19 protein-coding genes and 1 riboswitch are annotated in these 26,456 nt (G+C 67.3%); of the genes, 16 read left to right on the top strand and 3 right to left on the bottom strand.

The window, feature by feature from the left end; all coding sequences use genetic code 11:
- Window positions 1–72 precede the first annotated feature (72 nt).
- Complete coding sequence (locus FHX37_RS08525; protein WP_141923411.1) at window positions 73–1,467, bottom strand: RNA polymerase sigma factor; 1,395 nt, start codon at window positions 1,465–1,467, stop codon at window positions 73–75.
- A 383-nt stretch (window positions 1,468–1,850) separates the two neighbouring features.
- A complete protein-coding gene (locus tag FHX37_RS08520) occupies window positions 1,851–3,047 on the bottom strand; it encodes an AMP-binding protein (RefSeq protein ID WP_141923409.1) in 1,197 nt (398 codons plus the stop codon).
- A gap of 291 nt (window positions 3,048–3,338) precedes the next feature.
- On the opposite strand from FHX37_RS08520, the gene menB reads away from it, so the two are divergent.
- The 7 genes from menB (at window position 3,339) to thyX (ending at window position 12,141) form a co-directional block, all read left to right on the top strand.
- A complete protein-coding gene (gene menB, locus FHX37_RS08515) occupies window positions 3,339–4,172 on the top strand; it encodes a 1,4-dihydroxy-2-naphthoyl-CoA synthase (RefSeq protein ID WP_141925131.1) in 834 nt (277 codons plus the stop codon).
- Window positions 4,173–4,223: 51 nt separating this feature from the next.
- Window positions 4,224–5,198 carry an o-succinylbenzoate synthase gene (locus tag FHX37_RS08510; protein ID WP_141923407.1) on the top strand — a complete coding sequence of 325 codons (975 nt, stop codon included), beginning with the start codon at window positions 4,224–4,226 and terminating at the stop codon, window positions 5,196–5,198.
- A gap of 392 nt (window positions 5,199–5,590) precedes the next feature.
- The gene (menD, locus tag FHX37_RS08505) at window positions 5,591–7,261 is read left to right on the top strand and encodes a 2-succinyl-5-enolpyruvyl-6-hydroxy-3-cyclohexene-1-carboxylic-acid synthase (protein WP_141923405.1); all 1,671 of its coding nucleotides are present in this window, start codon (window positions 5,591–5,593) and stop codon (window positions 7,259–7,261) included.
- Between the two features lie 78 nt (window positions 7,262–7,339).
- Window positions 7,340–7,696, top strand: coding sequence for a DUF952 domain-containing protein (locus FHX37_RS08500; protein ID WP_141923403.1), 357 nt, complete (start codon window positions 7,340–7,342; stop codon window positions 7,694–7,696).
- Window positions 7,697–8,092: 396 nt separating this feature from the next.
- Window positions 8,093–10,321 carry an anthranilate synthase component I gene (locus FHX37_RS08495; RefSeq protein ID WP_141923401.1) on the top strand — a complete coding sequence of 743 codons (2,229 nt, stop codon included), beginning with the start codon at window positions 8,093–8,095 and terminating at the stop codon, window positions 10,319–10,321.
- A 56-nt stretch (window positions 10,322–10,377) separates the two neighbouring features.
- A complete protein-coding gene (locus FHX37_RS08490; protein WP_141923399.1) occupies window positions 10,378–11,184 on the top strand; it encodes an NAD-dependent epimerase/dehydratase family protein in 807 nt (268 codons plus the stop codon).
- 159 nt (window positions 11,185–11,343) lie between these two features.
- Complete coding sequence (gene thyX / locus FHX37_RS08485) at window positions 11,344–12,141, top strand: FAD-dependent thymidylate synthase (RefSeq protein WP_141923397.1); 798 nt, start codon at window positions 11,344–11,346, stop codon at window positions 12,139–12,141.
- Between the two features lie 39 nt (window positions 12,142–12,180).
- Here the strand turns inward: thyX and FHX37_RS08480 are convergent, their stop codons facing one another.
- Complete coding sequence (locus tag FHX37_RS08480) at window positions 12,181–12,987, bottom strand: hypothetical protein (RefSeq protein ID WP_141923394.1); 807 nt, start codon at window positions 12,985–12,987, stop codon at window positions 12,181–12,183.
- Window positions 12,988–13,209: 222 nt separating this feature from the next.
- On the opposite strand from FHX37_RS08480, the gene FHX37_RS08475 reads away from it, so the two are divergent.
- The 9 genes from FHX37_RS08475 (at window position 13,210) to gcvP (ending at window position 26,362) form a co-directional block, all read left to right on the top strand.
- Window positions 13,210–14,949 carry a carbon starvation CstA family protein gene (locus FHX37_RS08475; RefSeq protein WP_141923392.1) on the top strand — a complete coding sequence of 580 codons (1,740 nt, stop codon included), beginning with the start codon at window positions 13,210–13,212 and terminating at the stop codon, window positions 14,947–14,949.
- Window positions 14,946–15,221, top strand: coding sequence for a cory-CC-star protein (locus FHX37_RS08470; RefSeq protein ID WP_141923390.1), 276 nt, complete (start codon window positions 14,946–14,948; stop codon window positions 15,219–15,221). Before FHX37_RS08475 ends, FHX37_RS08470 begins: the two co-directional genes overlap by 4 nt.
- A complete protein-coding gene (locus FHX37_RS08465) occupies window positions 15,218–16,135 on the top strand; it encodes an ArsA family ATPase (RefSeq protein ID WP_246062199.1) in 918 nt (305 codons plus the stop codon). Before FHX37_RS08470 ends, FHX37_RS08465 begins: the two co-directional genes overlap by 4 nt.
- 257 nt (window positions 16,136–16,392) lie before the next feature.
- The gene (locus FHX37_RS08460) at window positions 16,393–17,154 is read left to right on the top strand and encodes a CDP-alcohol phosphatidyltransferase family protein (RefSeq protein WP_394344514.1); all 762 of its coding nucleotides are present in this window, start codon (window positions 16,393–16,395) and stop codon (window positions 17,152–17,154) included.
- A gap of 214 nt (window positions 17,155–17,368) precedes the next feature.
- Window positions 17,369–19,867: a mannose-1-phosphate guanyltransferase gene (locus FHX37_RS08455; protein ID WP_141923388.1), complete on the top strand. Its 2,499-nt coding sequence runs from the start codon at window positions 17,369–17,371 to the stop codon at window positions 19,865–19,867.
- A gap of 943 nt (window positions 19,868–20,810) precedes the next feature.
- Window positions 20,811–21,353: an FHA domain-containing protein gene (locus tag FHX37_RS08450; protein ID WP_141923386.1), complete on the top strand. Its 543-nt coding sequence runs from the start codon at window positions 20,811–20,813 to the stop codon at window positions 21,351–21,353.
- A 230-nt stretch (window positions 21,354–21,583) separates the two neighbouring features.
- Window positions 21,584–22,054: a bifunctional nuclease family protein gene (locus FHX37_RS08445; protein ID WP_141925128.1), complete on the top strand. Its 471-nt coding sequence runs from the start codon at window positions 21,584–21,586 to the stop codon at window positions 22,052–22,054.
- A 399-nt stretch (window positions 22,055–22,453) separates the two neighbouring features.
- Window positions 22,454–23,053 carry a MerR family transcriptional regulator gene (locus FHX37_RS08440; protein WP_281288286.1) on the top strand — a complete coding sequence of 200 codons (600 nt, stop codon included), beginning with the start codon at window positions 22,454–22,456 and terminating at the stop codon, window positions 23,051–23,053.
- Window positions 23,054–23,260: 207 nt separating this feature from the next.
- A riboswitch (glycine riboswitch) is annotated at window positions 23,261–23,347 on the top strand.
- A 117-nt stretch (window positions 23,348–23,464) separates the two neighbouring features.
- Entirely contained in the window at window positions 23,465–26,362 is a 2,898-nt protein-coding gene (gene gcvP / locus FHX37_RS08435; protein ID WP_141923384.1) for an aminomethyl-transferring glycine dehydrogenase, read from the top strand.
- Window positions 26,363–26,456: the final 94 nt, after the last annotated feature.

The following is a 26,456-nucleotide window of genomic DNA, read 5'->3' as shown; positions in this document are numbered from 1 at the left end:
GTACGGTGGCGGGGCGCGCCAGGATCACGGGGATCACTGGCCCACCGCGCCACCGTACGCGCGTCCGAGCGTTTAGCTGGCGAAGTCGAGCAGCTGCTGTGCCCGGCTGGGGTGCCGGAGCTTGGACAGGGACTGTTTCTCCAGCTGCCGGATCCGTTCCCGAGTCAGGCCGAGGTGTTTGCCGATCTCGTCGAGGGTGCGGGGGCGGCCGTCCATCAGTCCGAACCGCAGCGACATTATCGTCGCCTCGCGCGGTTCGAGGTCATCCAGTGCGCTACGTAGCTGGTCGGCCATCAGCTGCCGGTCGACCACCTCGGAGGCCTCGGAAGCGTCGATGTCCTCGATCAGGTCACCGATCCGGGTCTCGCCGTCCTCACCGATCGTGGAGTCGAGACTGATCGGCTGGCGGGTGATCCGCAGCAGTTCCTCGATCTGGGCCGGCGTCTTGTCCAGTTCCTTGGCCAGCTCCTCCGGGTTGGGCTCCCGGCCCAGAGTCTGGTGCATGTCCCGTTCCAGCCTGCTGACCTTGCTCAGAAGCTCCAACACGTGGACGGGCAGCCGGATGGTGCGCGCCGAGTCCGCGAAACCGCGCTGTATCGCCTGACGGATCCACCACATGGCGTAGGTGGAGAACTTGAAGCCCTTGGTGTAGTCGAACTTCTCCACAGCGCGGATCAGGCCGAGGTTCCCCTCCTGGACGACGTCCAGCAGGGACATGCCCCGATCGCTGTACTTCTTGGCCACGGAGACGACCAGGCGCAGGTTGGCCTCGAGCATGTGCTGCTTGGCCTGGCGGCCGTCCGTGGCGATGTTCTCCAGCTCCTCGCGTTCCGCGTCGGAAAGCTCCTGGGGCTGGGGAACGCTGCCCTCGGGAGCCTCGTCCTCATCGAGGGTCCCGAGCTTGTACTCGGCGTACAGGCCAGCCTCGATGCGCTTGGCGAGGTCGACCTCTTCCTCCGCGCTGAGCAGCTGACGACGGCCGATAGCCTTCAGGTACGTATGGACCGAATCCCCCATGGCGGGAGACTGGTCGTCCAGATCGGCTTCGGGGAGGTCGGTTTCCTGGGTGGTTTTCTGGGGTTCGAGGTCCTGTGCGGCGCCGTTCTCGGATTCGGTGTCGGTGTCGCTCTCGCTCTCCCGCTCAGCGATCTTGCTGGCTGCGAGAGTCTCTTCTAGTACTTCGTCCTCGGCATCTGGGTCAACGGACTCCACTACCGCCCCGCTGTCGGAGTCGGAATCGCTCCCGTTGGCGAGCCGAACCCCGGCGTCGCTGAGTTCGCGTAGGATCGAGCGGCCATCGGCGGGGCTGATGCCGGCTGCGGAGAACGCGGACCGCAGTTCGTCGAGGGACAGGTGTCCCTGCGAGCGCCCCCGAGTGATCAGCTCCTCCAGAGCTGCGGACGCTCCCTCCTTGCCGTCTGCGGTCTCCACCACCGTGGCAGAAGTGGCTAGGGCAGTGCGCGACATGAAGGCACCTCCCTCCCTTCCAAGACGTCAGGCACGCGGCGGTTGGGCCTCCGCCGTCTTGGCGCGCCATTATGTCCAACGTGTCAGAGAGTCAAATGTTCCCGGTCTCGATTGCATATCGGCAGCCGTGGTATAGATCACACTTGTTATTGTGGCCGATTAACCCATTGACCGGGTAAAGAACGGTGGTCATCGACCCCCTGCCCTCGAACGTGGCGTCGCGCGCGTGTCCGGTGAACCCGGTGCTCCGCACCGCCGGCCTCCTTCACGGATAGGGACTGGGTGCTTGAATAGACGCCCGCGGGCTCGGGGAGGTTCCCCCTCGAGAATGATTCGCTCACAGAAGAACGTGGTGTAGGTAATCCTGCCCAGCAAGCGGCGCATCAATCCTGCATCGTCGCAGGTGAACGCAGTGTCGTCAGGTCGGGTTTGCCCGAGCTGAGAAGCGGGATGGCCGAACGCAGCTCCAGTTCCCGGGGAGCGGCGTAGCTCGGCATCCTCTCCCGCACCCACGCGCGTACCTCCCGCAGTGTCGGCGGGGCATCCGCCCTGGAGGGGACGACCACAGCCGTGACCCGCTCTCCCCACTCCTCGTCGGGCCGACCGACCACCACTGTGTCATGAACCGAGTCGAGCCGGTTCACCAACGCCGCCACCTCGCCGGGGACCACCTTGTATCCCCCGGTGTTGATGACCTCGTCGGCGCGTCCGCGTACCTCCAGCGCCCCGTCAGCGCCGAACCGGCCCACGTCCCCGGTACGGAACCAGACCCCACCCTCGGCATCCCGTTCCCGGTGCGCCCGGGTTCGCCGGGGGTCGCGGCGGTAGCCGGAGAACAATGTGGGGCCGGACAGCAGGACGCGGTCCGCCTCGTCGAGCCGCACCAGCGTCCCGTCCAACGGGATCCCGTCGTAGACGCAACCACCGCAGGTCTCACTCATCCCGTAGGTGGTGATGACACGGCCGCCAGCCTCGCGGGCCGCGGTCAGCAGACCCTCGTCCGCTGCCGCCCCACCCAGCAGGATCGTCGGGAAGCGGGACAGGTCCGCCCGTTCGGTCAACAGCCGGCGGAGCTGGGTGGGAACGAGGGAGACGTGGGGAGATTCCCCGGCGGCTGCCGTGATGGCCTCCGTCCCGGACCCGGACGGGTGCAGGACGCGCCCCCCGTTCACCAGGGCCCGTACGACCACCTGCAACCCGGCGATATGGGGGAGCGGAAGCACGCACAACCACGTGTCCTGCGGCCCGGCACCGATCCTGTCGATCGAGGCGCGGGCCGAGCGCAGCAGGGCGTCAGCCGACAGCTCCACACCCTTGGGCGCTTCGGTCGAGCCCGAGGTGGCGACAACGACAGCCGTGTCGTCCGCGACCGGTTCCCCTCCGTCGAGCTGGGTGACTCCGTCGGGTGTGCGCAGCGAGTCCGGGCGCATCGTCTGGAGAAGGGCGTCGATACGAGGACGCGGCAGATGGTGGTCGAGCGGTAGTAACGCGGGCCCGTCCCCCCGGAGGGCATCGGACAGTAACGCGGTGAAACGCTCCGGATCGACTCCGGAGACGGCCTGTAGGGATCGAGTCGCCACGTCCACGAGGATAACGCTTTCCGGAGCCGGACCAGGAGCACAGTTGCTGGAGGTGACCGGTGTGGTTCGGCGCGGCGAAACCACTAGGCTCTGTTTGGCGGACGCTGTTCGCCGCGGAGCGCGGCAGGCGTCCGCCAAACAGAGCCTAGGGTAGGCAGCCGCCGGCGTAAGCAGCGCGGTGGCGGGGACGGTCGGGCTCGAAGCGAGCCAACGGACACCACGCCGCGCCGTGGCCGACGCCGCGGTATGACAGGCAGTGTTGCGTGAGGAGAGTCAATAACCGTGAGTGGCGTGGACTGGCAACGTTCGGGCGACTATTCCGACATCATCTACGAGACTGCCGAGGGCATCGCCAAGATCACGATCAACCGACCGCACCGCCACAACGCGTTTCGGCCGCAGACTCTGTTCGAGCTGCAAGAGGCCTTCAACGTTGCCCGTGACGATTCGGACGTGGGCGTGATCATCCTGACCGGGGCAGGGGAGCAGGCGTTCTGCTCCGGTGGTGACCAGAAGATTCGTGGCGAGGACGGCTATCTGGGGGGTGACGACGACGCGGCCGCGCGGCAGGGGATCGGGCGGCTCAACGTACTGGACCTGCAGGTGCAGATCCGCCGTCTGCCCAAACCGGTGGTCTGCATGGTCGCCGGTTACGCGATCGGCGGGGGGCACGTGCTGCACGTGTGCTGTGATCTCACGATCGCGGCGGACAACGCGAGGTTCGGTCAGACCGGACCCAAGGTTGGTTCCTTCGACGGCGGCTACGGCTCCTGGCTCCTCGCGCAGACGGTGGGCCTGAAGAAAGCGCGCGAGATCTGGTACCTGTGCCGCCAGTACAGTGCCGAGGAAGCCCGCGAGATGGGGCTGGTGAACACGGTCGTCCCGCTGGAGCGGCTCGAGGAGGAGACCGTCACCTGGGCGCGGGAGATGCTGGAGAAGTCCCCGCTCGCCCTGCGTATGGTCAAGGGAGCCATCAACGCGGTCAGCGACGGCGCCGCTGGCATGCAGCAGTTCGCCGGGGACGCCACGATGCTGTACTACATGAGTGACGAGGCCCAGGAGGGCCGGGACGCGTTCAAGGAGAAGCGCTCCCCCGAGTTCGACAGGTTCCCCCGACGCCCCTGAGCGGACGGAAAACGCCGTCCACCACACCGCGGATCGGGGATACTGGGGAGTATGGACACTGCGGCCGAGGAGAGAGCCTTCTCGATACCGATGCGGACACGCTTTCGCGACGTCACCACGCGTGAGGGCGTCCTGGTTCGAGGGCCGGCTGGTTGGGGAGAGTTCTCCCCCTTCCCCGAGTATCCGCCCCGGGAGTGCGCACGGTGGTGGGCGGCCTGCTACGAGGCTGCCGTTCTGGGCTGGCCCGCTCCGGTACGGGACACCATCCCCGTGAACGTCACCGTGCCCGCTGTGGACCCGGAGCACGCGGCCCGTATCGTCACCGACAGCGATTGCACCACGGCGAAGGTCAAGGTGGCCCAGGTGGGTCAGGATCCGGCCGAGGACGTCGACCGGGTGGCAGCGGTGCGTGACGCTCTCGGCCGGGACGGACGGATCCGGATCGACGCCAACGGGGCGTGGGACAGGGACACGGCGGTACGGATGCTCGGCAGGCTCGGGCCGTTCGAGCTCGAGTACGTTGAGCAACCCTGCGCGGCCGTGGAGGACCTCGCCCACGTGCGCCGCCGCAGCTCTGTTCCCGTGGCCGCGGACGAGTCGATCCGCCGCGCCGAGGACCCGATGCGCGTCCGTTCCGCCGGCGCCGCGGACATCGTCGTGCTGAAGGCGCAACCGTTGGGCGGGGTGCGTTCCGCGTTGCGCGTCGCCGAGGCATGCGGTCTTCCCGTGGTGGTGTCCAGCGCTGTGGAGACCTCCGTGGGACTGGCGGCCGGGGCGGCACTCGCCGCGGCGCTGCCCGAACTGCCCTACGCGTGCGGCCTGGCGACGATGCAGCTGCTCAGCGCGGACGTGTGCGCGGAGCCGCTGTCGCCCGTCGGGGGGCGTTTGCCGGTGCGCCGCCCCGAGGTCGACGAACACCGGCTTTGCGCCGTGGAGACCCGGTCCCCGACACCGGCGAGGCGTATGGCCGAAGCACGCCGGATATGGCACCAGGAACACACCGACCCCTCGCCCCACGGCTTGTGACGCGGCAGACCACCACGGCCCGGAATGGCTGGGGCGGGAAGTCCGTTGCGCACCCGGGGGAGAGGCGCCCGCGTGGCAGGCGACGGCCTGCCCCATCCTCGCACCGGAACGTGTCGGGGATGCGCCTGTGTTGTGCCGGGTGGTTCGTGCCATGGTTCGGACGTTCGCCCGCGTCGTCGGCTGGTACGTCGAACCGACACTTCCGGGGATGTCCTCCCGCGGCCGCCACGCGGAAGGGCCGCCCTATCGCGTGCGCTGCCCGTGTCGCGCGGTGGGATGTCCCCACATGACCGTGGCGTGCACCCCAGCACGGACCAAGGGCCGGGCCGTCCCGTCAGAAAGGAGAAGGGCGTTTGCCTCCGGAACCCCGGAGCTCCCACGCCCGAAACACGATGAATCCGTCCACCGCCCTGGCGCGCGTTCTCGTTGACGAACTTGCCCGTTGCGGACTCGACGAGGCCGTCGTAGCGCCAGGGTCGCGCTCCACACCTCTGGCGCTGGCGCTGGCCGACCATCCCGGGATCCGGACACACGTCCGGATCGACGAACGTTCCGCCTCGTTCCTCGCCCTCGGGCTGGCACGTACATCGCGCCGTGCCACGGCGCTGGTCTGCACGTCGGGAACCGCCGCGGCCAACTTCCACCCCGCCGTACTCGAGGCGGACCAGAGCAACGTACCGCTGCTGCTGCTCACCGCCGACCGTCCACCGGAGCTGCGGGGGACCGGAGCCAACCAGACAGTGGACCAGATCGGACTGTACGGCTCGGCGGTGCGCTACTTCACCGAGGTCGGAGTTCCGGAAGCCATCCCCGGAATGGTCGCCTACTGGCGCTCCGTCGCGTGCCGCGCATGGGCGGCCACCACCGCCGAACACCCCGGTCCCGTCCATCTGAACCTCGCGTTCCGGGACCCTCTGGTTCCGGGCGAGGACAACCACGCCGCCCAGTGGCCCGAAGCGTTGGACGGGCGGGACAACAGCAAGCCGTGGATCACGCTGCCGCACCGTTCCGGAGGCTCCGCCCCACTGGAACTCCCGCCCGTGGAACGCGGTGTCATCGTCTGCGGCGACGGCGACTACGATCCCGTCGAGTACCTCGCCCTGGCCGCACGGACCGGCTGGCCGCTGCTCGCCGAGCCCACCTCCAACGCCCGGCGCGCCGACGCGATCTCGACCTACCGGCACCTCCTCGCCTGTCCGGAGTTCACCGCCGGGCACAGGCCGGACCTGGTCGTGACCGTGGGTCGTCCGGGCCTTTCCCGCCAGATACTCTCGTACCTGCGCGGGGCGTCCCGACACATCGTCGTCAGCACCCCCGCCTCGTTCGCCGACCCGGTGCGTACCGCCACCGACGTGGTTCCAGCGGTGGACCCCCCCAGTGCCCCCGTTCCGGACACGGGATGGTCGCGCTCCTGGCACAACGCGGAGGCAACCGCCCGCCTGGCCATCGACACCGTACTGGACCGGGAGGAGACGTTCAGCGAGCTCCGTCTGGCCCGTGACCTCGCCGGTCACATGCCGGACGGGTCACTGCTGTTCGCCGGTTCCAGCATGCCCATCCGGGACCTGGACGCGACCATGCACCCGCGGTGCGGTGCGCGGATCCTCGGTAACCGCGGAGTGAGCGGTATAGACGGGAGCGTGTCCACCGCCGTTGGTGCTGCTCTGGCGCACCAGAGCCAGGGAGGGGAGGGGGCCTACGCCCTGTTGGGGGACCTCGCTGCGTTGCACGACCAGAACGGCTTGGTCATCGGTCCCGGAGAGCCTCGCCCCGATCTCGCCGTCATCGTGGCCAACAACAACGGCGGAGGGATCTTCTCCGGGATGGAGCAGGCCGGACACGCCGGATTCGAGCGCCTGTTCGGCACACCACACGGCGTCGAGATGGAGCGTGTGGCCGCTATGGCCGATCTCCCCTACTCCCGGGTGGAACACCCGAGTGAGCTGCCCAAGGCCCTGCACGGGGAGGGGCTGCGGCTCATCGAGGTACGGACCGAGCGTTCCGACGCTGCTGAGCTGCGTTCCCGACTGCAGGCCGCGGTGGACCGGGCAGTATCGGGATGAGCGCCCCGGAACGGGAGCACGGGTCCGGGGGCGACCCGCAGCGGTGCCGTAGCCGAGGCGTTGGTAACCTCCGACGCCATGCGCTACCTGCTGCACCTCACCGACGAGAAGGTCTGGTCCGCCGCCCCGACGGAGATCGCGCCCGCCTCACTGGAAACCGAAGGGTTCGTCCACGCCTCACCCGACGAGGCGACCGCGCTCGCGGTAGCCAACCACGTTCTCCCGGGGACGAATGAGCAACAGGTGGCTCTCGTCATAGACACCACGCTGCTGCCCGCCGAAGTCCGGTGGGAGGCCCCCTCACCGGCCCCGCCGCCCGGAGTCGGACCCCAGGCCCTGTTCCCGCACATCTACGGCCCGGTACCGCGGTCCGCGGTGGTCGCGGTCCGATACCTGCGGCGGGACACGTCGGGCGCGTTCGTCGCCATGGAGTGAACGGGTCCCGGATCCAGCGCGAGCCCGGTCCGACCGAGGAAGGGCCGCATCCGACCGTGAGCTGGCTGGACCACCGGTTCGGCGCGGGGATCCGGGACGGACGTCCCGCACGGCGCCCTCCAACGGAGCGGGAACGGGTATCCACACCTCCCTCTGCCGGGACAGCACCGTCAGGGACCGGGACAGTGCGCACTCACCCGGTGTTATCCCGGCGGGGAGTGCGCTAGGATTGCCGCAATGCGAACCGTTTTCTCCAAGCGCCAGTGGCGCTGCTTCCGGGCGGCGCGCGCGGGTTCGCATATCTAACCACCTGAGCAGCGGCCGCCGGACCGGTGGCCGCTCTTCCGGACGCCGGACCGGTGCCACGCTGTCACCTCAGCGCGAAAAGGACCGGCAGTGGAAGAACGGAACGAAAACGCAGTCCCCCACCGCACCAGGGGCGGTCTCACCGTCCGACGCACGGTTGAGGCGTGCGACCCCCAAGCCCTCGGCGAACTCTCCCGTGCCGTCGAACACCGACGCGGGGGGATACTCTCCTCCGGCATGGAGTACCCGGGGCGTTACAGCAGGTGGCATCTGGGATACGTCGACCCCTGCCTGGAGCTGGCCGCCCGGGACCGGACGCTCACCGCGCGGGCGCTCAACGGGCGGGGCCGGGTCCTGCTGCCCGTCATCGCCGCCGCGTTGCGCGAGCACGCCGCCGTCGAGGTGCCATCCTCCGGATCATCCGGGGACAGCGTCACGGCCACCATCCCCGAACCCGACCCCGCAGCCTTCCTCCCCGAGGAGGAGCGCACCCGCAGGCCCAGTGTGTTCTCGGCGCTGCGTTCCATCGTCGCTCTCTTCTCCTGGGACGCCGACCCGCACCTCGGGTTGTACGGCGCGTTCGGCTATGACCTCGCCTTCCAGTTCGAACCGGTCACGCGCACCATCGACCGTGACCCCGGTGACCGGGACCTGGTGCTTCACCTGCCGGACAGGCTCGTCGTGCACGACCGCAAGCGCGAAAAGTGCCTGCGCTACACCTACGAGTTCACCGTTCCCGGTTCGTTCTCCCCGGACAACCGGGCGGCGAGCACCGACGGTATGGCACGTGAGACCCCAGAGGCACCGATGGGCACCCCCACCGAGGTCCCTCCCCCGCCCACGCCCGGTTCCTACGCGCGCATCGTCGCCGACGCGAAGGAGAGGTTCGCGCGCGGGGACCTGTACGAGGTGGTGCCGGGCCACCGCATGTACGCCGCCTGCGACTCACCCGCACGCTTCTACGACCGGCTGAGGGAACGCAACCCGGCCCCCTACGAGTTCTTCCTCAACCTGGGGGAGGACGAGTACCTCGTCGGTGCCTCCCCGGAGATGTTCGTGCGCGTCACCGGTACTCCGGGGAGCGGACAGCGCGTGGAGACCTGCCCCATATCCGGAACGATCCAGCGTGGTGCCGACGCGTTGGGGGACGCGGAGAACATCCGCGCCCTGCTGACCTCCCCCAAGGAAGAGTCCGAGCTGACCATGTGCACCGACGTGGACCGCAACGACAAGTCCCGGGTGTGCGAGCCGGGAAGCGTCCGGGTCATCGGACGCCGCCAGATCGAGATGTACAGCCGGCTCATCCACACCGTGGACCATATCGAGGGGACACTGCGTCGGGAGTTCGACGCCCTGGACGCCTTCGTCACCCACATGTGGGCGGTGACAGTGACCGGAGCCCCCAAGACGTGGGCGATGCGTTTCATCGAGCGCAACGAGACCACCCCGCGGCGCTGGTACGGGGGCGCTGTCGGGGTGATCGCCTTCGACGGCACCATGAACACCGGACTGACCCTGCGCACCGCGCACATCACGAACGGTGTGGCGTCCGTGCGGGCCGGGGCGACCCTGCTGTACGACTCCGAGCCCCAGGCCGAGGAGCGTGAGACATTCCTGAAAGCCAGGGCGCTGCTGGAAACCCTCAACGAGAGCGGTGCGGAGGGGACAGAGCGCCCCGTTGCCGACGCCCGGGCCGGTGCGGGTATGCGGGTGCTGCTGGTGGACTGCGAGGACTCCTTCGTCAACACTCTCGCCGACTACGTACGCAGGCACGGGGCGGAGGTCACCACAGTGCGCTACAGCTTCGATCCGGGGCTGCTGGACGAACTGGCCCCCCACCTGGTCGTGCTGTCGCCCGGCCCCGGACTACCTGCTGACTTCGGTACCTCAGAGCTGCTGGAGGCTCTGGAACAGCGCTCCATCCCGGTGTTCGGTGTCTGCCTCGGTCTGCAGGCCCTGGTGGAACACGCTGGCGGTGAGCTCCGGACACTGGACGAACCGGTGCACGGCAAACCGGAACGGGTGCGGGTTACCGGCGGGCACATGCTGGACCAGCTCGCGGACGAGGAGGGAGCCTTCACCGCCGCGCGCTACCACTCCACCTTCACCACTCCGGAGCAGGTGAAGAACTTCACGGTGACCGCTGTGGCCAGGGAGGAAACCACCCCGGTGGTTATGGCGATCGAGAACCCGCACACCAGGCAGTGGGGTGTACAGTTCCATCCCGAGTCCATCCTCACCTCGGGGGTAGGGGAGCGGATCGTGGAGAATGTCCTGCGTATGGCCCGAATGAGCGCGGTGGGAACGGAGACACGATAGTCTCTGATGTCGCGCATCGCGTGAACAAGTCCCCGATAGCTCATAGGCTCCACAGCATGGATGCGAATCTTGGCAGGGTCGTGGTTACCGGAGCGGGCGGCAGGATCGCCCTCACCGTGCGCGCGGGGCTGCGCGCGGAGGCCGACAGTCTCGTGCTGGTCGACCAGGCTCCTGTGACCGATGCAGACGACAACGAGACAGTGGTCGAGGCCGACACCGCCGATCTCGACGCACTGGTCAAAGCGTTCGACGGCGCGGACGCCGTCGTTCATCTCGCGGCGTTGTCCGACGAGGCCCCGCTCGCTGACCTGCTCGACACCAACGTGCAGGGAACGTGCAACGTGCTGGAAGCCGCACGGCGGACCTCGGTCCCCCGCGTGGTACTCGCCTCCAGCAACCGGGTGACCGGGGGGTATCCCATCCACCACCACGTCTTCTGCGACGAGCCGCCCCGTCCTGACGGGTTCTACGGGGTGAGCAAGGTGGCGGTGGAAGCGCTGGGACAGATGTACGCCGACACCTTCGGACTGCAGGTTGTGGCGCTGCGTTTCGGCTCGTTCGAGGAGGAACCCGCCGAAACCCGGCATCTGGCTACGTGGCTGAGCCCACGCGACTGTGTGGGCTACGTGCGTTCCGCTCTCACCGCGCCCAACGTGAACTTTCTCGCGGTGTACGCCGTGTCTGCCAACGCGCGCCGGTTCTGGGACATCAGCGTGGCCGAGACCGAGCTGGGCTACAAACCGGTCGACGACGCGGCACGGTACGCTTCCCGCTTCCCCGACGACGACCCGTTCTGGCACGGGGGTCCACAGGGAGGGGAGTACGCGACTCCGGAGGCCCTGTTGCCCTACCTCCCGGAGTAGCCGGTGGGGTGCTCCTACGGTGCATCAACCCGGCGTTGTGGCATGTAAGGTCCCGGGAGGGCGGCCGGTACAGCTCCGGCCGGAAACTGTCGGTACGCCTTCCCCACCGGTCTGCGGACAGCGGGGGCCCGGGCAATGTAGGAGTGGAGAGAACCCACAGTGCGAAGCGTTGAGCCCGACGTCCATCTGGTGGCACGTCCGCAGGTGGACTACGAGGAGATGGCGCGCTATCTCGCCGAGGTCGGCGGCCAGAGCTGGCTGGAACGCCTGGACAAGGGGGAGCTGGACTCGGCGCTCAACGACCCGCAGAACCTCGCCGAGTTCGCCGGCCGGTTGTGCTACCGCTCGTGGGAGCCGGGACTCAACCCCAACGTGACCCGCGTGCGCACTGACCAGGACCAGTATCTCTCCAACCTCATGGGAAGCCTGCACGGTTCGGTGCTGGAACACGTCAGTTTCAGCTTCGTGCTGCACAACGTGTCCCGCGTGACCACGCACGAACTGGTCCGCCACCGTCCCGGCGTGGCCATCTCGCAGGAGTCGCTGCGTTTCGTCCGTCTCACCGACATTCCCTTCTGGTTCCCGGAATGGGCCCAACAGGACCCCGAACTGATGGAGCGCGCCACGGACCTGCTGGGGCGGATGGAGGAGTTCCAACAGTGGATGGCCGACCACTTCGGCCTCGACGAGGAGGGTGTGCAGTTCGCCGAGAAGAAGCACCACACCTCTTTCATGCGCCGCTTCGCCCCCGAGGGGTTGGCGACCGGCCTGGTCTGGACCGCCAACGTCCGCACACTGCGGCACACGCTGGAGGCCCGGACCGCTCCCGGAGCGGAGGAGGAGATCCGTATGGTGTTCGGCAAGATCGGCGAGGCGGTCCGGGCCGAGGCTCCCTCGTTGTTCGGTGACTACGAGGTCGAGGACGGAGCCTGGGTACCGAACTGGCGGAAGGTGTAGCCCGCCGGCGCGGCAGGTGCCACATCGCTACCGCCCCGGTCACGGTGGTGCGCCCCGTGCCTCGGCCCGGGCGACTCCCGTTCGGCAGGCACGGGAAACCCGCCAGTGGTTGCGGATCCGGCCGAGGAAACCGAACGGCTGCGGCTGCTCACCGGGATTACCCGCGGCCTCCGCCACCGTCAGTGTCTCTTGGGACAGGCTCCCCGCGCGGTACCAGCGTTCCCACCGTTCGAAGTCCGGGCTGTGGCGGTGGCCGAAAGCGAACGCCTGCTCGTGGTTGCCCGCCAGCGGGAGGCCGTCCCGACGCCAGAGCTCCTCGGACCGGCCGGCCGCGCCCCACCCGGGCGCCGTGACCACGTCGACGCGCGGTTCCCGGTTGCCGGGGCGCACCAGCAGGGCGTCCTCGGCAGGCCTCCACGGACGGACCTCGTTCCGGCTGTCCAGGCGGGTGAGGATCACCAGAACACGCGCGACCCACCACCAGTGCTCCCGACGGGCCATGAGACTGTCGGCGCGCAGCCGCGTGGGGGGATGCTTGGCGACCTCCTGCGCCAACAGGTCCCGGGTGAACTGTTCCCCGGCGAGATCGTAGCGAACCTCGACGGGGCCGCTGCCCAGTACCGCGGATGTGGTCCCGGCACCGGCGCCGCCGCCGGCGCTGAAGACGACCCGGCGCCCGGACATGCCGTCGACGGCGTCCAGGTGGGCGAGAGGAAGCGCCGCGCACGGGAACTCCCCCCACACCAGTGGAACCACCGGGATCCCCGTCGGTCCGTCGGGAGCGACCCAGCACAGCTCCGCCGTCGTGGATCGCTGCCAAACCGTGACCATGTCCTGCAAGGCCATACCTTTGTGTGACGAATGCCGCATGTTAACTTCTGGCCAACTTTAACGGATCATCCGACCAGCCCTGGGCGGTTGCCTCCGACCCCCGGCCCCTGGTGGGTGGATGCTGTTCGCCACGAGCGGCGCTGGCGCGGCGCGCAGTGGGACAGGCGCCCACCCACCAGGGACTGACCCAGTGAGTACGGAGCAACCGGAGCAGCGCAACGGGAAGTAAGGACCCCCATGCCCGCAGTCGTCGTTATGGTCGCTGTCCTGGCGATATTTGCACTGGGTTACCGTTATTACTCAGCGTATCTGGCCAGGCGCGTCTACGCGCTGGATCCTGAGTTCGTCACCCCGGCCCACGCCTACAGGGACGGAATCGACTTCGTCCCCACGAACCGCCACATCGTCTTCAGCCACCACTTCATCTCGATCGCGGGGGCTGCTCCCATCGTGGGGCCTGCGGTGGCTGTCTTCTGGGGTTGGGGACCGGCGCTGCTGTGGATCGTGCTCGGTACGGTGTTCGCCGCAGGGGTGCATGACTTCGGTGCGCTCGTGGTCTCGGTCCGGCACAAGGCCAAGAGCATCGGCACACTGGCGAGCGAGGTGATCAGCTCACGGGCACGCACCCTTTTCCTGCTGATCATCTACTTCCTGCTGACAATGGTGAACGCGGTGTTCGCCGTGGTCATCGCCAACCTGTTCGTGAGCAACCCCGCCGTGGTACTGCCGGTCCTGGTGACGATCCCGCTGGCGATCGGAGTGGGACAGTACGTCTACCGTCGGCGTACCGCGGCCCTGTTGCCCTCGATCGTCGCGTTGCTCATCGTTTACGCCTCGATCCCGGTGGGCGTGCAGATGCCGGTCACTATGGACCCGGTGGCGGAAGCGGTCGGTGTCACGCCGCACACGGTGTGGGTGGTGCTGATCTTCGCCTACGCGTTCGTCGCCTCCCGGCTTCCGGTGTGGCTGCTGTTGCAGCCGCGGGACTACATCAACCAACAGCAGATGCTCCTCGCGCTGGTGGTGATCCTGGTCGGTGTCGTGGTCGGGATGAACACGATCGTGGCGCCCGCCGTCAACGACGTTCCCGCGGACTCCCCACCCTGGTTCCCGCTCCTGTTCGTCACCATCGCCTGTGGCGCCGTGTCCGGATTCCACAGCCTGGTCTCCTCCGGAACCACGGCCAAGCAGCTCAACTCGGAAACCGACGCCCGCTACGTCGGGTACCTCGGCGCTGTGGGCGAGGGAAGCCTGGCGCTGTGCTCGCTGCTGGCCTGTACCGCCGGAGTCGCCCTGACATCGGGCGGCTGGAACAGCGTGTACAGCGACTTCGACACGGCGTCCGACAACTCCACGGCCAACTTCGTCAACGGCGTCGCCGAGTTCGCCTCCAACCTGGGGGTCCCCACCAGTATCGGTGCGGTCTTCGCCGCCATCGTGGTTATCAGCTTCGCCGCGACCACGATGGACACCGGTCTGCGGCTGCAGCGCTACATCGTCCAGGAGATCGCCGACATCGTCCGGATCAGGCCCCTGGCGCGCAACCTTACCCTCGCCACGGTCGTGGCGGCGGCGGTTCCCCTCGCTCTGGCTCTCGTGCCCGGTGATTTCGCGTTCGGGACGCTCTGGCAGCTCTTCGGAACCACCAACCAGCTCACCGCCGGTCTCGCGCTGGCCGTGGTGGCGGTGTGGGTCACGAAGAAGAGCCGGAACCCTGTCGCGGTCCTGGTCCCACTGGCGTTCCTCGTGGTGATGACCACCTGGGCACTGGTCGTGAACCTGACGGGCTTCCTCTCCTCCGGGGAGCCGCTCCAGATGTTCTTCCTGGCCCCGCTGGACGTGGTGATCTTCGCGTTGGCCATGTGGCTGATCGTCGAGGCCGCGATCGCCCTGTACCGGGCCTGGGGGGCACGTAGCAGCCAGCAGCAGGACGACACGGTCGGCTCCGAGAACCCCACCAGGGCGGAAGAGACGTGACCACGGTCTGGGAGAGCCTGCGCAACGCCTGGCGTCAGGTAACAGAGTTCCACGAGCAGTGGTTCGAGGCGCGATGGCGTCACGTGCTGCGCCGCGAAGCGCGGACGCAGCACGACACCCTCCGTGCCCTCATGCTGTTGGAAACCCTGGGAGTGGACAACCCAGTGGCCTACGAGACGCTGGACGTGATTCCCTACATGGTGGCTGACCTGCACGAGTGGCACCAGCGCATGGGCAGGGAAGAGTTCGGCGACCCGGGGGTGTGCTGTTGAGACCGCCTTCCCCCGCCATCGTGTTCGTCGGCGGGAAAGGAGGGGTGGGCAAGACGACTGTCGCTGCCGCCCACGCCGTTACCCTCGCCGACGGGGGAGAGCGTACGCTCGTGATGTCGACTGATCCGGCGCACTCCCTCGGAGACGCGCTGGAGACGGGGCTCGGCGATCGCCCCAGGCGTGTGGCCGACAACCTGTGGGCGGTCGAACCGGACGCCGAGGCGGCCGTGCAGCGACGGGTGGCCAGTGTCACGGAGGACGCCCGTGCGGCGGTCTCCCGGGACATCATGCCCGCGGTGCGCCGTCACCTTGCCCATGCGGCCTCCAGCCCGGGAATGACCGAATCCGCCCTGACCGACGTGCTGATCGACGCGATGGACCAGGTTCCGGAAAAGTGGGACCGCCTTGTCGTGGACAGCGCTCCCACGGCCCATCTGCTGCGCATGCTGGACCTGCCGGCGCTGCTCACCCCGTGGGTACACGGGCTTGCGCGGCAACGGGAACGCGCCGTTGGCGCGGAGCGGTTCGCCGAGGGGCTTGTCGGGCCGTCGTCCGAGGGGGACGACCCGTTGCTGGAACGGTTGCACGCGCGTCGTCACAGGCTGGAACGCACCGCGAGCCGGCTGCGTTCCGACGCGTGGGTGCGCCTCGTCACACTCCCGCGGCGGATGGTTCTCTCCGAAACGCGGCGTGCCGCGAAGCAGCTCACGGAAGCGGGTTTCCAGCTGGGCCCCGTTGTGCTCAACCAGGTTCCGGAGCGGGAAGGGACTCCTGTGCCGCAGCAGGTCCGGGCGTGTTTCGCCCGGCAGGGTGTCGTCGAGCTCCCGGCGCTGCTGGAGGAACCCACCGGGGAGTCCCGTCTGCGTTCGCTGGGGCACCGCGTGAGCAACGGTCCCGAACAGGGTGCGGGATGACCGCGACCCGGGACCGGGGACGGACACCCCGGTGCCGGTGGGTCCCGTCCGGAAGGTGGCGTGGTTCGGCCGGGGGCGGACGGGGTACGGCGTCCTCGGCAGGGTGTTCCGCGACGGTGGCCGGTCTGTCGGAGCCACCGGACACCCAGGGCAGCGCCCGGTGAGAACACCTTCCGCGCAACGAGGGTTCAGGACGCGTTCCCGCACGTATCCTGAGCGGTAAGCTCGTCACCTGGATACACAGGAGGTGGGTGGCGATCCGTACGGAACCGGTCGGCCGACGCGTGTGGACGGTACCGAACCTGCTGAGCGTGGTCCGTCTGCTCGGAGTGCCCGTCTTCCTGTGGTTGGTCCTGGTACCACGCGAGGACTGGTGGGCGCTCGGCCTGTTGGCGTTCGCCGGGCTGTCGGACTGGCTCGACGGCAAGATCGCACGCCTATGGAACCAGAGCAGCAGGATAGGGGAGCTGCTCGATCCCATGGCCGACCGTTTGTACATCTTTGCCGCGTTGCTGGGCCTGGTGGTCCGGGGGATCGTCCCCTGGTGGCTGATGGCGGTCCTGGTGGCGCGTGACGCTTTTCTCACCCTGGGGCTGCCGCTTCTGCGGCATTACGGGTACGGAGCTCTTCCGGTGAACTTCGCCGGCAAAACTGCGACCCTGTGTTTGCTGTACTCCTTCCCTCTGCTCTTTGTCGCTGGTTATTCCGGTATAGCAGGAGATATTGCGCAAACCGTTGGTTGGGCCTTCGCCATCTGGGGAACGGCTATCTACTGGTGGTCCGGTCTGCTGTACGCGGTGCATGCGAGCCGACTGGTGCGACAGGGTCGGGGCTCCGCCCCAAATTCCGCAGTGAGAAACGGTACCGCACCGCAACAGTGGAACACCGCTGGCAACGTTGACGAGTCACGCCATGGCTCCGGACGCCATGGTTCCGAAGCCAACATGTCCGTGGGGAGGCGTTCCGATGACGCAGGTCCAACCTCCGGCGGCAGAAAGGGAGCCGGATCCCCGCATTGATACCTTCTGCGGGAAAGGAAACCAATGTTTCCCGACGGTTGCCGACTACCTCGTGGCGCACCTTCCTTCTGCATGGCATCAAGGCCCCCTGTGTCGGGGCGGAGCCGCGTAGCGGCAGGTCAGCTACCGTCACCGGAGGCCGCACGATTTCTGGAGACCGACTGATGCCCGAATTCCCGAGAGTACGCGTTGGCCGGATCGGAGGGTGGTTCCGATGAAGGCAGTGGTAATGGCCGGAGGCGAGGGAACACGTCTGCGTCCGATGACCGCGAACCAGCCCAAGCCCCTGCTGCCTGTGGTGAACAGGCCGATCATGGAACACGTGCTACGGCTCCTCAACCGGCACGGATTCCATGACACGGTCGTCACAGTGCAATTCCTCGCCACTCTGATACGGAACTATTTCGGTGACGGGGAAGAGTTCGACATGAATCTGCACTACGTCGCCGAGGAGGTGCCGCTAGGTACTGCAGGAAGCGTGAAGAATGCCGAGGAACAACTGGCGGGCGAACCGTTCATCGTTGTTTCCGGGGACGCGCTCACCGACATCGACCTATCGGATATGGTCCGTTTCCACCGGGAGAACGGGGCCATGGTCACCATTGGGCTCAAACGGGTCGCCAACCCGCTTGAGTTCGGCATCATCATCGTCGACGACCAGGGGAGGGTCCAGCGGTTTCTGGAAAAGCCCACATGGGGCCAGGTGTTCTCCGACACGGTGAACACGGGTATCTACGTCATGGAACCGGAAGTGCTCCAGCACGTGGCGGAGAACGAGGTCGTGGACTGGTCCGGTGACGTTTTCCCCGCCCTCCTCGAAGCGGGATCCCCCATCTACGGTTATGTCACTGACGGTTACTGGGAGGACGTGGGTACCCACGAGAGCTACCTCAGGGCCCAGGCCGACGTGCTCTCCGGGAAGGTCGACGTGGAGATCGACGGCTTCGAGATGTCGCCCGGTGTGTGGGTAGCCGAAGGGGCCGAGGTCGACCCGGAGGCAGTACTCAAAGGCCCGCTGTACATCGGTGACTATGCCAAGGTCGAACCCGGGGCGGAGCTGCGTGAGTTCACCGTTCTGGGCAGCAACGCCGTGGTGCGCTCGGAGGCGTTCCTGCACCGCTCCGTTGTGCACGGCAACGTCTATCTCGGTGCCAGCACCAACCTCCGCGGCTGCGTGATCGGCAAGAACACGGACGTCATGCCGGGGGCCCGCGTTGAGGAGGGCACGGTCGTCGGCGAGGAATGCGTCATCGAGTCCGAGGCCTACCTCGCCAACGACATCAAGGTCTATCCGTTCAAGACCATCGAGGCCGGTGCCGTCGTCAACGCGAACGTGGTGTGGGAGTCCCGGGGGCAGCGGTCGCTGTTCGGTCCACGCGGCGTCTCCGGGCTCATCAACGTGGAGATCACCCCCGAGCTCGCGGTGCGTCTGGCAAGCGCGTTCGCGACGACCCTGAAGAAGGGGACAGTGGTAACGACGTCACGTGACGTGTCACGTGGGGCGCGCACACTGAAACGCGCGGTGATCAGCGCGCTGACCGCGGGTGCGATCGATGTCCATGACCTGGAGGTGGTTCCGCTCCCGGTGGCCCGGTTCCACACCTCACAGAGCGGGATCGGAGGAGGCATCGCCCTGCGGACCTCTCCGGGAGACCCGCAGTCCGTGGACATCGTCTTCTTCGACGAGAGCGGGGCTGACCTTTCCCCAGCGGCCCAGCGCAAGCTGGAACGCGTCTTCACCAGGGCGGAGTACCGAAGGGCGTTCCCCGGCGAGATAGCCGAGCTCTCCCTGCCCTCCCGCGGAATAGAGAACTACGCCTATGAGCTGCTCCGCTGCGTCGACACGAGCGGTGTGCGCGAGTCGGGGATGAAAGTGGTCATCGACTGCGCCGGAGGGACTGGGGCGCTGGTGCTCCCGTCACTGTTGGGGCGTCTCGGGGTCGACGTGTTGACCCTCAACAACCGGCTGGACGAGGACTCTCCCACTGACACCCTCGCCAAGCAGATGCGTGACCTGCAACACCTCGGGGATCTCGTTTCCTCCTCCGGAGCGGACTTCGGCGTCCGTTTCGAGCCGGTGGCGGAGCGCATGTCCATCGTGGACGAGAACGGGGAACTCATCGACAACGAGCGTGCCCTGTTGGTGGTGCTGGACCTTGTCGCCGCGGAACGGGGGGAGGGCCGGGTGGCGCTCCCCGTGACATCCACCCGGGTAGCGGAACAGGTGGCTGGCCAGTACGGAGTCCGTGTGCAGTGGACCCCCACCGCCATCGACGAACTCACCAAGGCAGCCCGTGCCGATGACATCATCTTCGCCGCGGACGGGAGGGGCGGTTTCATGCTGCCGGAGTTCTCCCGAACCAGTGACGGGATAGCGGCGTTCGTGCGCCTGTTGGGACTGGTGTCCCGTACCCGGCTGTCGCTGAGCCAGATCGACCGGCGTATCCCCCGGTCCAACCTGCTGCGCCGTTCCGTCCCTACTCCGTGGGCCGCCAAAGGCGCTGTCATGCGCGCTGTCGTCGAGGCCGCGGATGATCGTGAGATCGACACCACGGACGGGGTGCGGATCATCGAGCCCGACGGGAGTTGGGCTCTGGTGCTACCCGACACCTCCGAGGCGGTCACGCACGTGTGGGCGGAGGGAACCGACACTGACACCGCACAGCGCATGTTGGACGAGTGGGGAGCGGTCGTGGAGCAGGCCGAGGAGTGACGCACCCCCTCCGCGGTCGAGCTGACCCGGTCGACACGCGCTACGTTCCGGGAGCTCTCGTGTTGGCCGGATGCCTCGGCTCCCCGTGTCCTCCTGGCCAGCGCCACACGTGGGAACACGGGAGGCGAACGGTCGCGGAGGATCCGCCCCGGTACGCGGGAACCGACGGCGACGAGCCGCTGGGGAGCGTTGGGGAGGACAGCCCGATCGCTGCGTTGGTGTCCCCGATGGGAACAGTGTGGTCGGTTGGGAGACTCCGCCGGGAAAGGCGGGGCGCCGTCGGTGGGACACACGCGGTCTTGCCCTCGGCGTCCCACGGGACCGATGCGTCCGGAGGGTGCCCGGTGCGGTGCTCCTGTCGGGTGGCGGATCCCCCGGCCGTGGCCGCACCCTCGTGCGGAACGTTCGTGCCAGCGGGTGGGGAAGGGGCACCGAGGGCTTCCTACGGTGCCGTTCGGCGGGAACAGGTGGGGCGCGGGACCGGTTCCCGGAGGCGCGGAACACGGGAACGCAGGAGAGCGTTTTTCTCACAGCCCCGATTTCTCGGGAACTTCCGATCAGGAACGGCCGTGTCCCGAATACACTCGTACACGTGTCGAGACGGGCATTCCCCTCCGTGCAACCGCTCGGTAACCCCGTATGCCAAGGCTTGCGGTGTCTGGCATGCGGGAATGCCCGTGGTGGGCCCGGCAGGAGGGCGGCTCATCCCCGTTCCCCCGACGAAGCCGCCGCGCCTTTCCCGAGAGGAGGGAGGGGAGGTTCCTCTGTTGTATCGGCACTGCGCCTCCCGCGCCCAACATAGGATGAGGACTATGAAGTGAATCGGGAACTACAGGAATCTCCTGGGTCGTTCTTCGTCACGGGCACACCGCCCGAACACCACGTGCCATGATTATCAGCCGAATCAACCACCGCCCCGTGCGGTAGGAGGCCGAGCCGACCTATGTCGAGCGTTTACTGCACGCAGTGCGGTCACGCCGTTGCGGATGGTGCCCGTTTCTGCTCCAACTGTGGTACCCCTCTCCGCAGTGACGCGCAGCAAGCCCCCCAATCGGGGGAGCGCCGTGAGTCCGTTGGTGAGACGACGTCCACCATATCCATCTCGGGGATCCAGGCTCTGGAGGCCGAGACCGAGTCCGGTGACGACGTCGCCCCTGATTCCACCAACGTTGACGCCCTTCCCTCCGGGACAGCGCTGCTGGTGGTCAAGCGCGGCCCTAACGCCGGCAGCCGTTTCCTGCTGGACAGCGACGTCACGACCGTGGGGCGTCATCCCAACAGCGACATCTTCCTCGACGATGTGACCGTGTCCCGGCGTCATGTCGAGTTCTTCCGGCGCGGCGATGGGTTCGGCGTACGCGATGTCGGTAGCTTGAACGGCACCTATGTCAACCGGGAGCGTATAGACGAAGTGGAACTTGGTGGCGGGGACGAGGTCCAGATCGGCAAGTTCCGATTGGTTCTGCTGACCAAACCACGGCGCTGAGCCTCCCGCCGGCAGGAGGGTACACCCAGGGGACAGGGAGGTTTGCGTACTCCACTGCAGGAGAACCTTGTACCGGAGGGCGCCGTCGGCGGTAGAAGCGGCAGGTGTGGCTCACACGACACCCGAATCCGTCTCTGTGGCCTTTGGCTTCGGCGGTGTACCGTGAAGACAGACGGAATGGACCCTGGCGAGTGCCCATCCGGGACGACGAGTCGTGGGACGGAGCCGAAGTGAAGTACATGGAGGTTGTCGGCGTCCGGGTCGAGATGCCCTCAAACCAACCGATCGTGTTACTCAAAGAGTTCGATGGTGAACGTTATCTTCCGATCTGGATCGGGGCGGTCGAAGCCACTGCGATCGCTTTGGCTCAACAAGGGGTCGTTCCGGCACGGCCGCTCACTCATGATCTTTTCCGGGACGTTCTCGAGGGTCTGGACGCGCATCTGGAAACCGTGAACATCACGTCGCTCAGCGACGGTATCTTCTACGCTGATCTGGTTTTCTCCAACGGGATCGAGATCAGCGCGCGACCGTCGGACTCCATCGCTCTCGCGTTGCGTACCGGCGCGGCGATCTACGCGCACAGCGATGTTGTCGACGAGGCCGGCGTTCCAATACCTGACGAGCAAGAGGACGAAGTGGAAAAGTTCCGCGAGTTCCTGGACACGATCAGTCCCGAGGATTTCGGTCGGACAACCTGAGAGACACGGGTCAGGCCAGCGCGGGAGCTGTCCTTCCCTCCGTCGGGCGAGGGGCGGTGTGGGGGCCGCCCCGGAGACGTTCGGGACCGTGCGCGGCCGGAAACCCCCGGTGGTGAAAGCTGGAGGGTGAACTGCCGTACGAGGGGTGGGGCGTGTGGCGGGACTCTGCCGCTCCTCGCTCTCTTCGGCCGTCGGACGGAAGGCACCGCGGTTCTGCGTGCGCGTGTGGCTACGGATGGCTACTGCATGTTAGGAGGAGAGCGTTTCGCAACGCGCCGGAGCGTGCCGTTGACGCTTTCCACACCGTCGACTTACTTTCGTTCTCGATGAGAACCCGCGGTGCACTCGTCGAAAGTCTCCTTGCCGGGCTGCCGTGGGCGAAGAAGCCGGAGGTTCGGCGTGGCGGTTGCGAACAGTGAACAGCAGGCCTCCGGGAGCGAGCGGTTCGCCGTGCAGAGAGCCGGGGAGCAGGGCCTACTGTGTAACGAGGACGTGGTGGCGCTGCCTATGAACATCGGCTATCGCGGTCCCACAGCGTGCGCGGCTGCCGGTATCACCTACCGCCAGCTTGACTACTGGGCACGGACCCGTCTCGTCGAGCCGAGCGTGTGGCCCGAGGACACATGCGGGGCTGCCCTGTACAGCTTCCGGGATGTGCTGATTCTCAAAGTGGTGAAACGGCTGCTCGACACGGGGATCTCGTTGCAGCAGATCCGTACCGCGGTCGAGCACCTCCGTCACCGTGGCACCTCCGACCTCGCCGAGATCACCTTGATGAGTGACGGCGTCAGCGTATACGAGTGCACCTCTCCGGGGGACGTGGCCGACCTCATGCGGGAGGGGAAAGCCGTCTTCGGTATCGCCCTCGGGCACGTGTGGCGGGAGCTGGAGAGCTCGCTGCGCGAGTTTCCCGGCGAGCGCCTCGCGGGGACGAGGCCGCCGGAGCCTCCCCACGACGACGAGCTGACGCGGCGGAGACGGCATCGCAAGACCGGTTGAGCGGGGTCCCGTATCCGGGGGGCGGTGTGGGTGTCCTGTTAAGGTCACCTGCACGTACTCTCGGGCTGGTTCCGGGAGGACGCAGCCAGGATCAGGGAAGCGGCGCTCCCGATGGCTGACAGACTGCCCGGAAACTCCGGTGGCGGGTAGGTGTTAGTACCATGGCGAGTGACGTACAGGGACAACTTCAGCAATGACCCGAGCCGTCGATACCACGTGGGAGAGACCCTCAGCGGGCGCCGACGGGGCAATACTCCCCAGTAACCTCTCAGGCAAAAGGACCGCGTGGAGGAGGCAACTCTGAAGCGGTAGGCGGTAAGCGCCTGCGCCACGTCCGAGAGGTCGTGGGCGACAGAGGGGGAGACCAGACAGGAGCAGCCGACAGTCGGCCTATGCGACCAGGAGGTCTCCATGCCGGAGCAGCCCACCTACGAAAACCCCTCCGACCGCGTTCCGGCGCGACAGTTCGCGGACCGGCACATAGGTCCGGATCCGGCGGACCTCGCCGAGATGCTCAAGGTTGTGGGATACGAATCGACAACAGCTCTCATGACCGCTGCTGTCCCCCACAATATCCTGAACGAGAACAAGGGGCCCGCGCCGTTGCGTCTCCCCGACGCGGCGAGCGAGAGCACCGCTCTGGCCGAGCTCCGCGATCTCGCGGAACGCAACCAGGCCCTGACCACGATGATCGGGCAGGGCTACTACAACACGGTCACCCCGCCCGTGATCAAACGCAACATCCTGGAGAACCCGGCCTGGTACACGGCCTACACCCCTTACCAGCCGGAGATCTCCCAGGGGCGGCTCGAAGCTCTGCTGAACTTCCAGACCATGGTCTGTGACCTGACGGGCCTTGCCGTCTCCGGCGCGTCTCTGCTGGACGAGGCGACCGCCGCCGCGGAGGCGATGACCCTGGCCCGGCGCGCGAGCAAGAAGAAGAGCGCGGCCTCGGCTTTCATCGTGGACTCCGACGTCTTCCCGCAGACGCTGTCCGTACTGCGTACGAGAGCTGAGCCGCTGGGAATCGACATCGTCGTCGCGGATCTCTCGAACGGTCTTCCCGAGGTCGACGCCTTCGGAGTCCTGACACAGTACCCGGCGGCCAGTGGGGCGGTACGCGACCCGCGCCCCGTTATCGAAGCAGCTCATGAGCAGGGGGCGATGGCGGTCGTCGCCGCTGACATCCTCGCGCTGACCATGCTGCGCAGCCCGGGTGAGCTGGGAGCCGACATCGCGGTCGGTTCCACCCAACGCTTCGGCGTTCCGATGGGCTTCGGAGGCCCGCACGCGGGTTACATGGCTGTGCGCGAGGGACTGCAACGCCAGCTTCCGGGGCGCCTCGTGGGCGTCTCCGTGGACAACGCGGGGAAACCCGCCTACCGCCTGGCTCTGCAGACCCGCGAACAGCACATCCGCCGGGAGAAGGCCACGAGCAACATCTGCACAGCCCAGGTGCTGCTCGCGGTCATGGCCGGCATGTACGCGGTGTACCACGGCCCGGACGGGCTGCGTGCCATCGCGGAGGAAGTGCACGCACAGACGGCCCAGATCTCGGCGAAGCTGCGTGCTCGCGGCTTCACGGTGCTCCACCGGGAGTTCTTCGACACCCTGCGAGTGCAGGTGCGCGGGGACGCCCAGGCGGTCGTGGAGGCCGCGCGGGAGCGGGGCATAAACCTGCTGCGCGTGGACGACAGCACTGTCGGTATCACATGTGACGAGGTCACCACCCAGAAGCACGTGGACGGGGTCCTGTCCGCGTTCGGGGGCAGGGAGGACACCGAGGGTTCGGAGAGCGGACGTGACGCACTGCCGTCGGCGCTCCGCCGCGGCGTGGACTACCTCGACCACCCGGTCTTCAACACCCACCGCAGCGAGACGTCACTGCTGCGTTACATGCGTCAGCTCTCCGACAAGGACCTGGCGTTGGACCGCACCATGATTCCGCTGGGATCGTGCACGATGAAGCTCAACGCCACGGCCGAGATGGAGTCGATAACGTGGCCGCAGTTCGCTGACCTCCACCCGTTCGCGCCGTTGGAACAGGCGTCGGGGATGGTATCGCTCGTGCGTGACCTGGAGAAGTGGCTGGCGGAGGTCACCGGTTATGACGCGGTGTCGTTGCAGCCCAACGCCGGGTCCCAGGGAGAGCTCTCCGGGCTGCTGGCGATCCGCGGCTACCACCGTGGCCGCGGGCAGGAACAGCGGGACGTGTGCCTCATCCCGAGCTCGGCACACGGTACGAACGCGGCCAGCGCGATCATGGCGGGGATGCGGGTCAGTGTCGTGTCCTGCGACGAGAACGGGAACATCGACCTGGCGGACCTGCGCGCCAAGCTGGACAAGCACAGTGACGACCTGGCCGCGATCATGGTGACCTACCCCTCCACCCACGGCGTGTACGAGGACACGATCACCGATGTGTGCCGTCTGGTGCATGAGGCCGGGGGCCAGGTGTACGTGGACGGTGCCAACCTCAACGCGCTGCTCGGTTGGGCGAAGCCCGGGGAGTTCGGTGCCGACGTCAGCCACCTGAACCTGCACAAGACCTTCTGCATCCCGCACGGCGGCGGTGGTCCCGGAGTGGGGCCGGTCGGGGTCCGGGCGCACCTGGCCGGCTACCTTCCCAACCACCCGGGGCAGCCGGAAGCCGGACCCTACACGGGGGTCGGTCCGGTCTCCTCCGCTCCCTTCGGCTCGGCGGGGATCCTGCCGATCTCTTGGGCGTACATGCGAATGATGGGGGCGGAAGGACTGCGTTCCGCGACGGAGACGGCGGTGCTCTCCGCCAACTACGTCGCGAAGCGGCTGGAGCCCTACTACCCGGTCCTGTACACCGGTTCGGGTGGGCTGGTGGCTCACGAGTGCATCATCGACATCCGCGACCTGGCGAAGAGGACCGGCATAACCAACGAGGACGTCGCGAAGCGGCTGATCGACTTCGGGATCCACGCCCCGACGATGTCCTTCCCCGTGGCCGGGACGCTCATGGTGGAACCCACCGAGAGCGAGGACCTGGCTGAGCTGGACCGGTTCATCGACGCGATGGTCGCCATCCGCGCCGAGATCGACCGCGTCGCTGACGGGAGCTACGACGCTGAGGACAACCCGCTCAAGAACGCTCCGCACACGGCCGAGGCCCTAACCGCTGACGACTGGAAACACGACTACCCCCGTAGCGAGGGGGGGTATCCGGTAGCGAGTTTGCGGTTCAACAAGTACTGGTCTCCCGTGGGAAGGATCGACCAGGCCTACGGGGACCGCAACCTGGTCTGCGCTTGCCCCCCGCCGGAGGCCTTCGAGGGATAGGTCCCTCCCGTAGGAGTGTTCGGGTGGTGTCAGCGACCCGCCGGGTCGCTGACACCACCCGGTTCCGTGCAGGCCGGTGCGGTCCGGGCCTGCC

Origin of the sequence: Haloactinospora alba (genome assembly GCF_006717075.1) — a bacterium.
Classification (GTDB): Bacteria; Actinomycetota; Actinomycetes; order Streptosporangiales; family Streptosporangiaceae; genus Haloactinospora; species Haloactinospora alba.
The sequence above is the reverse complement of the archived record's forward strand: the minus strand, read 5'-3'. Positions and strand labels throughout refer to the sequence as shown.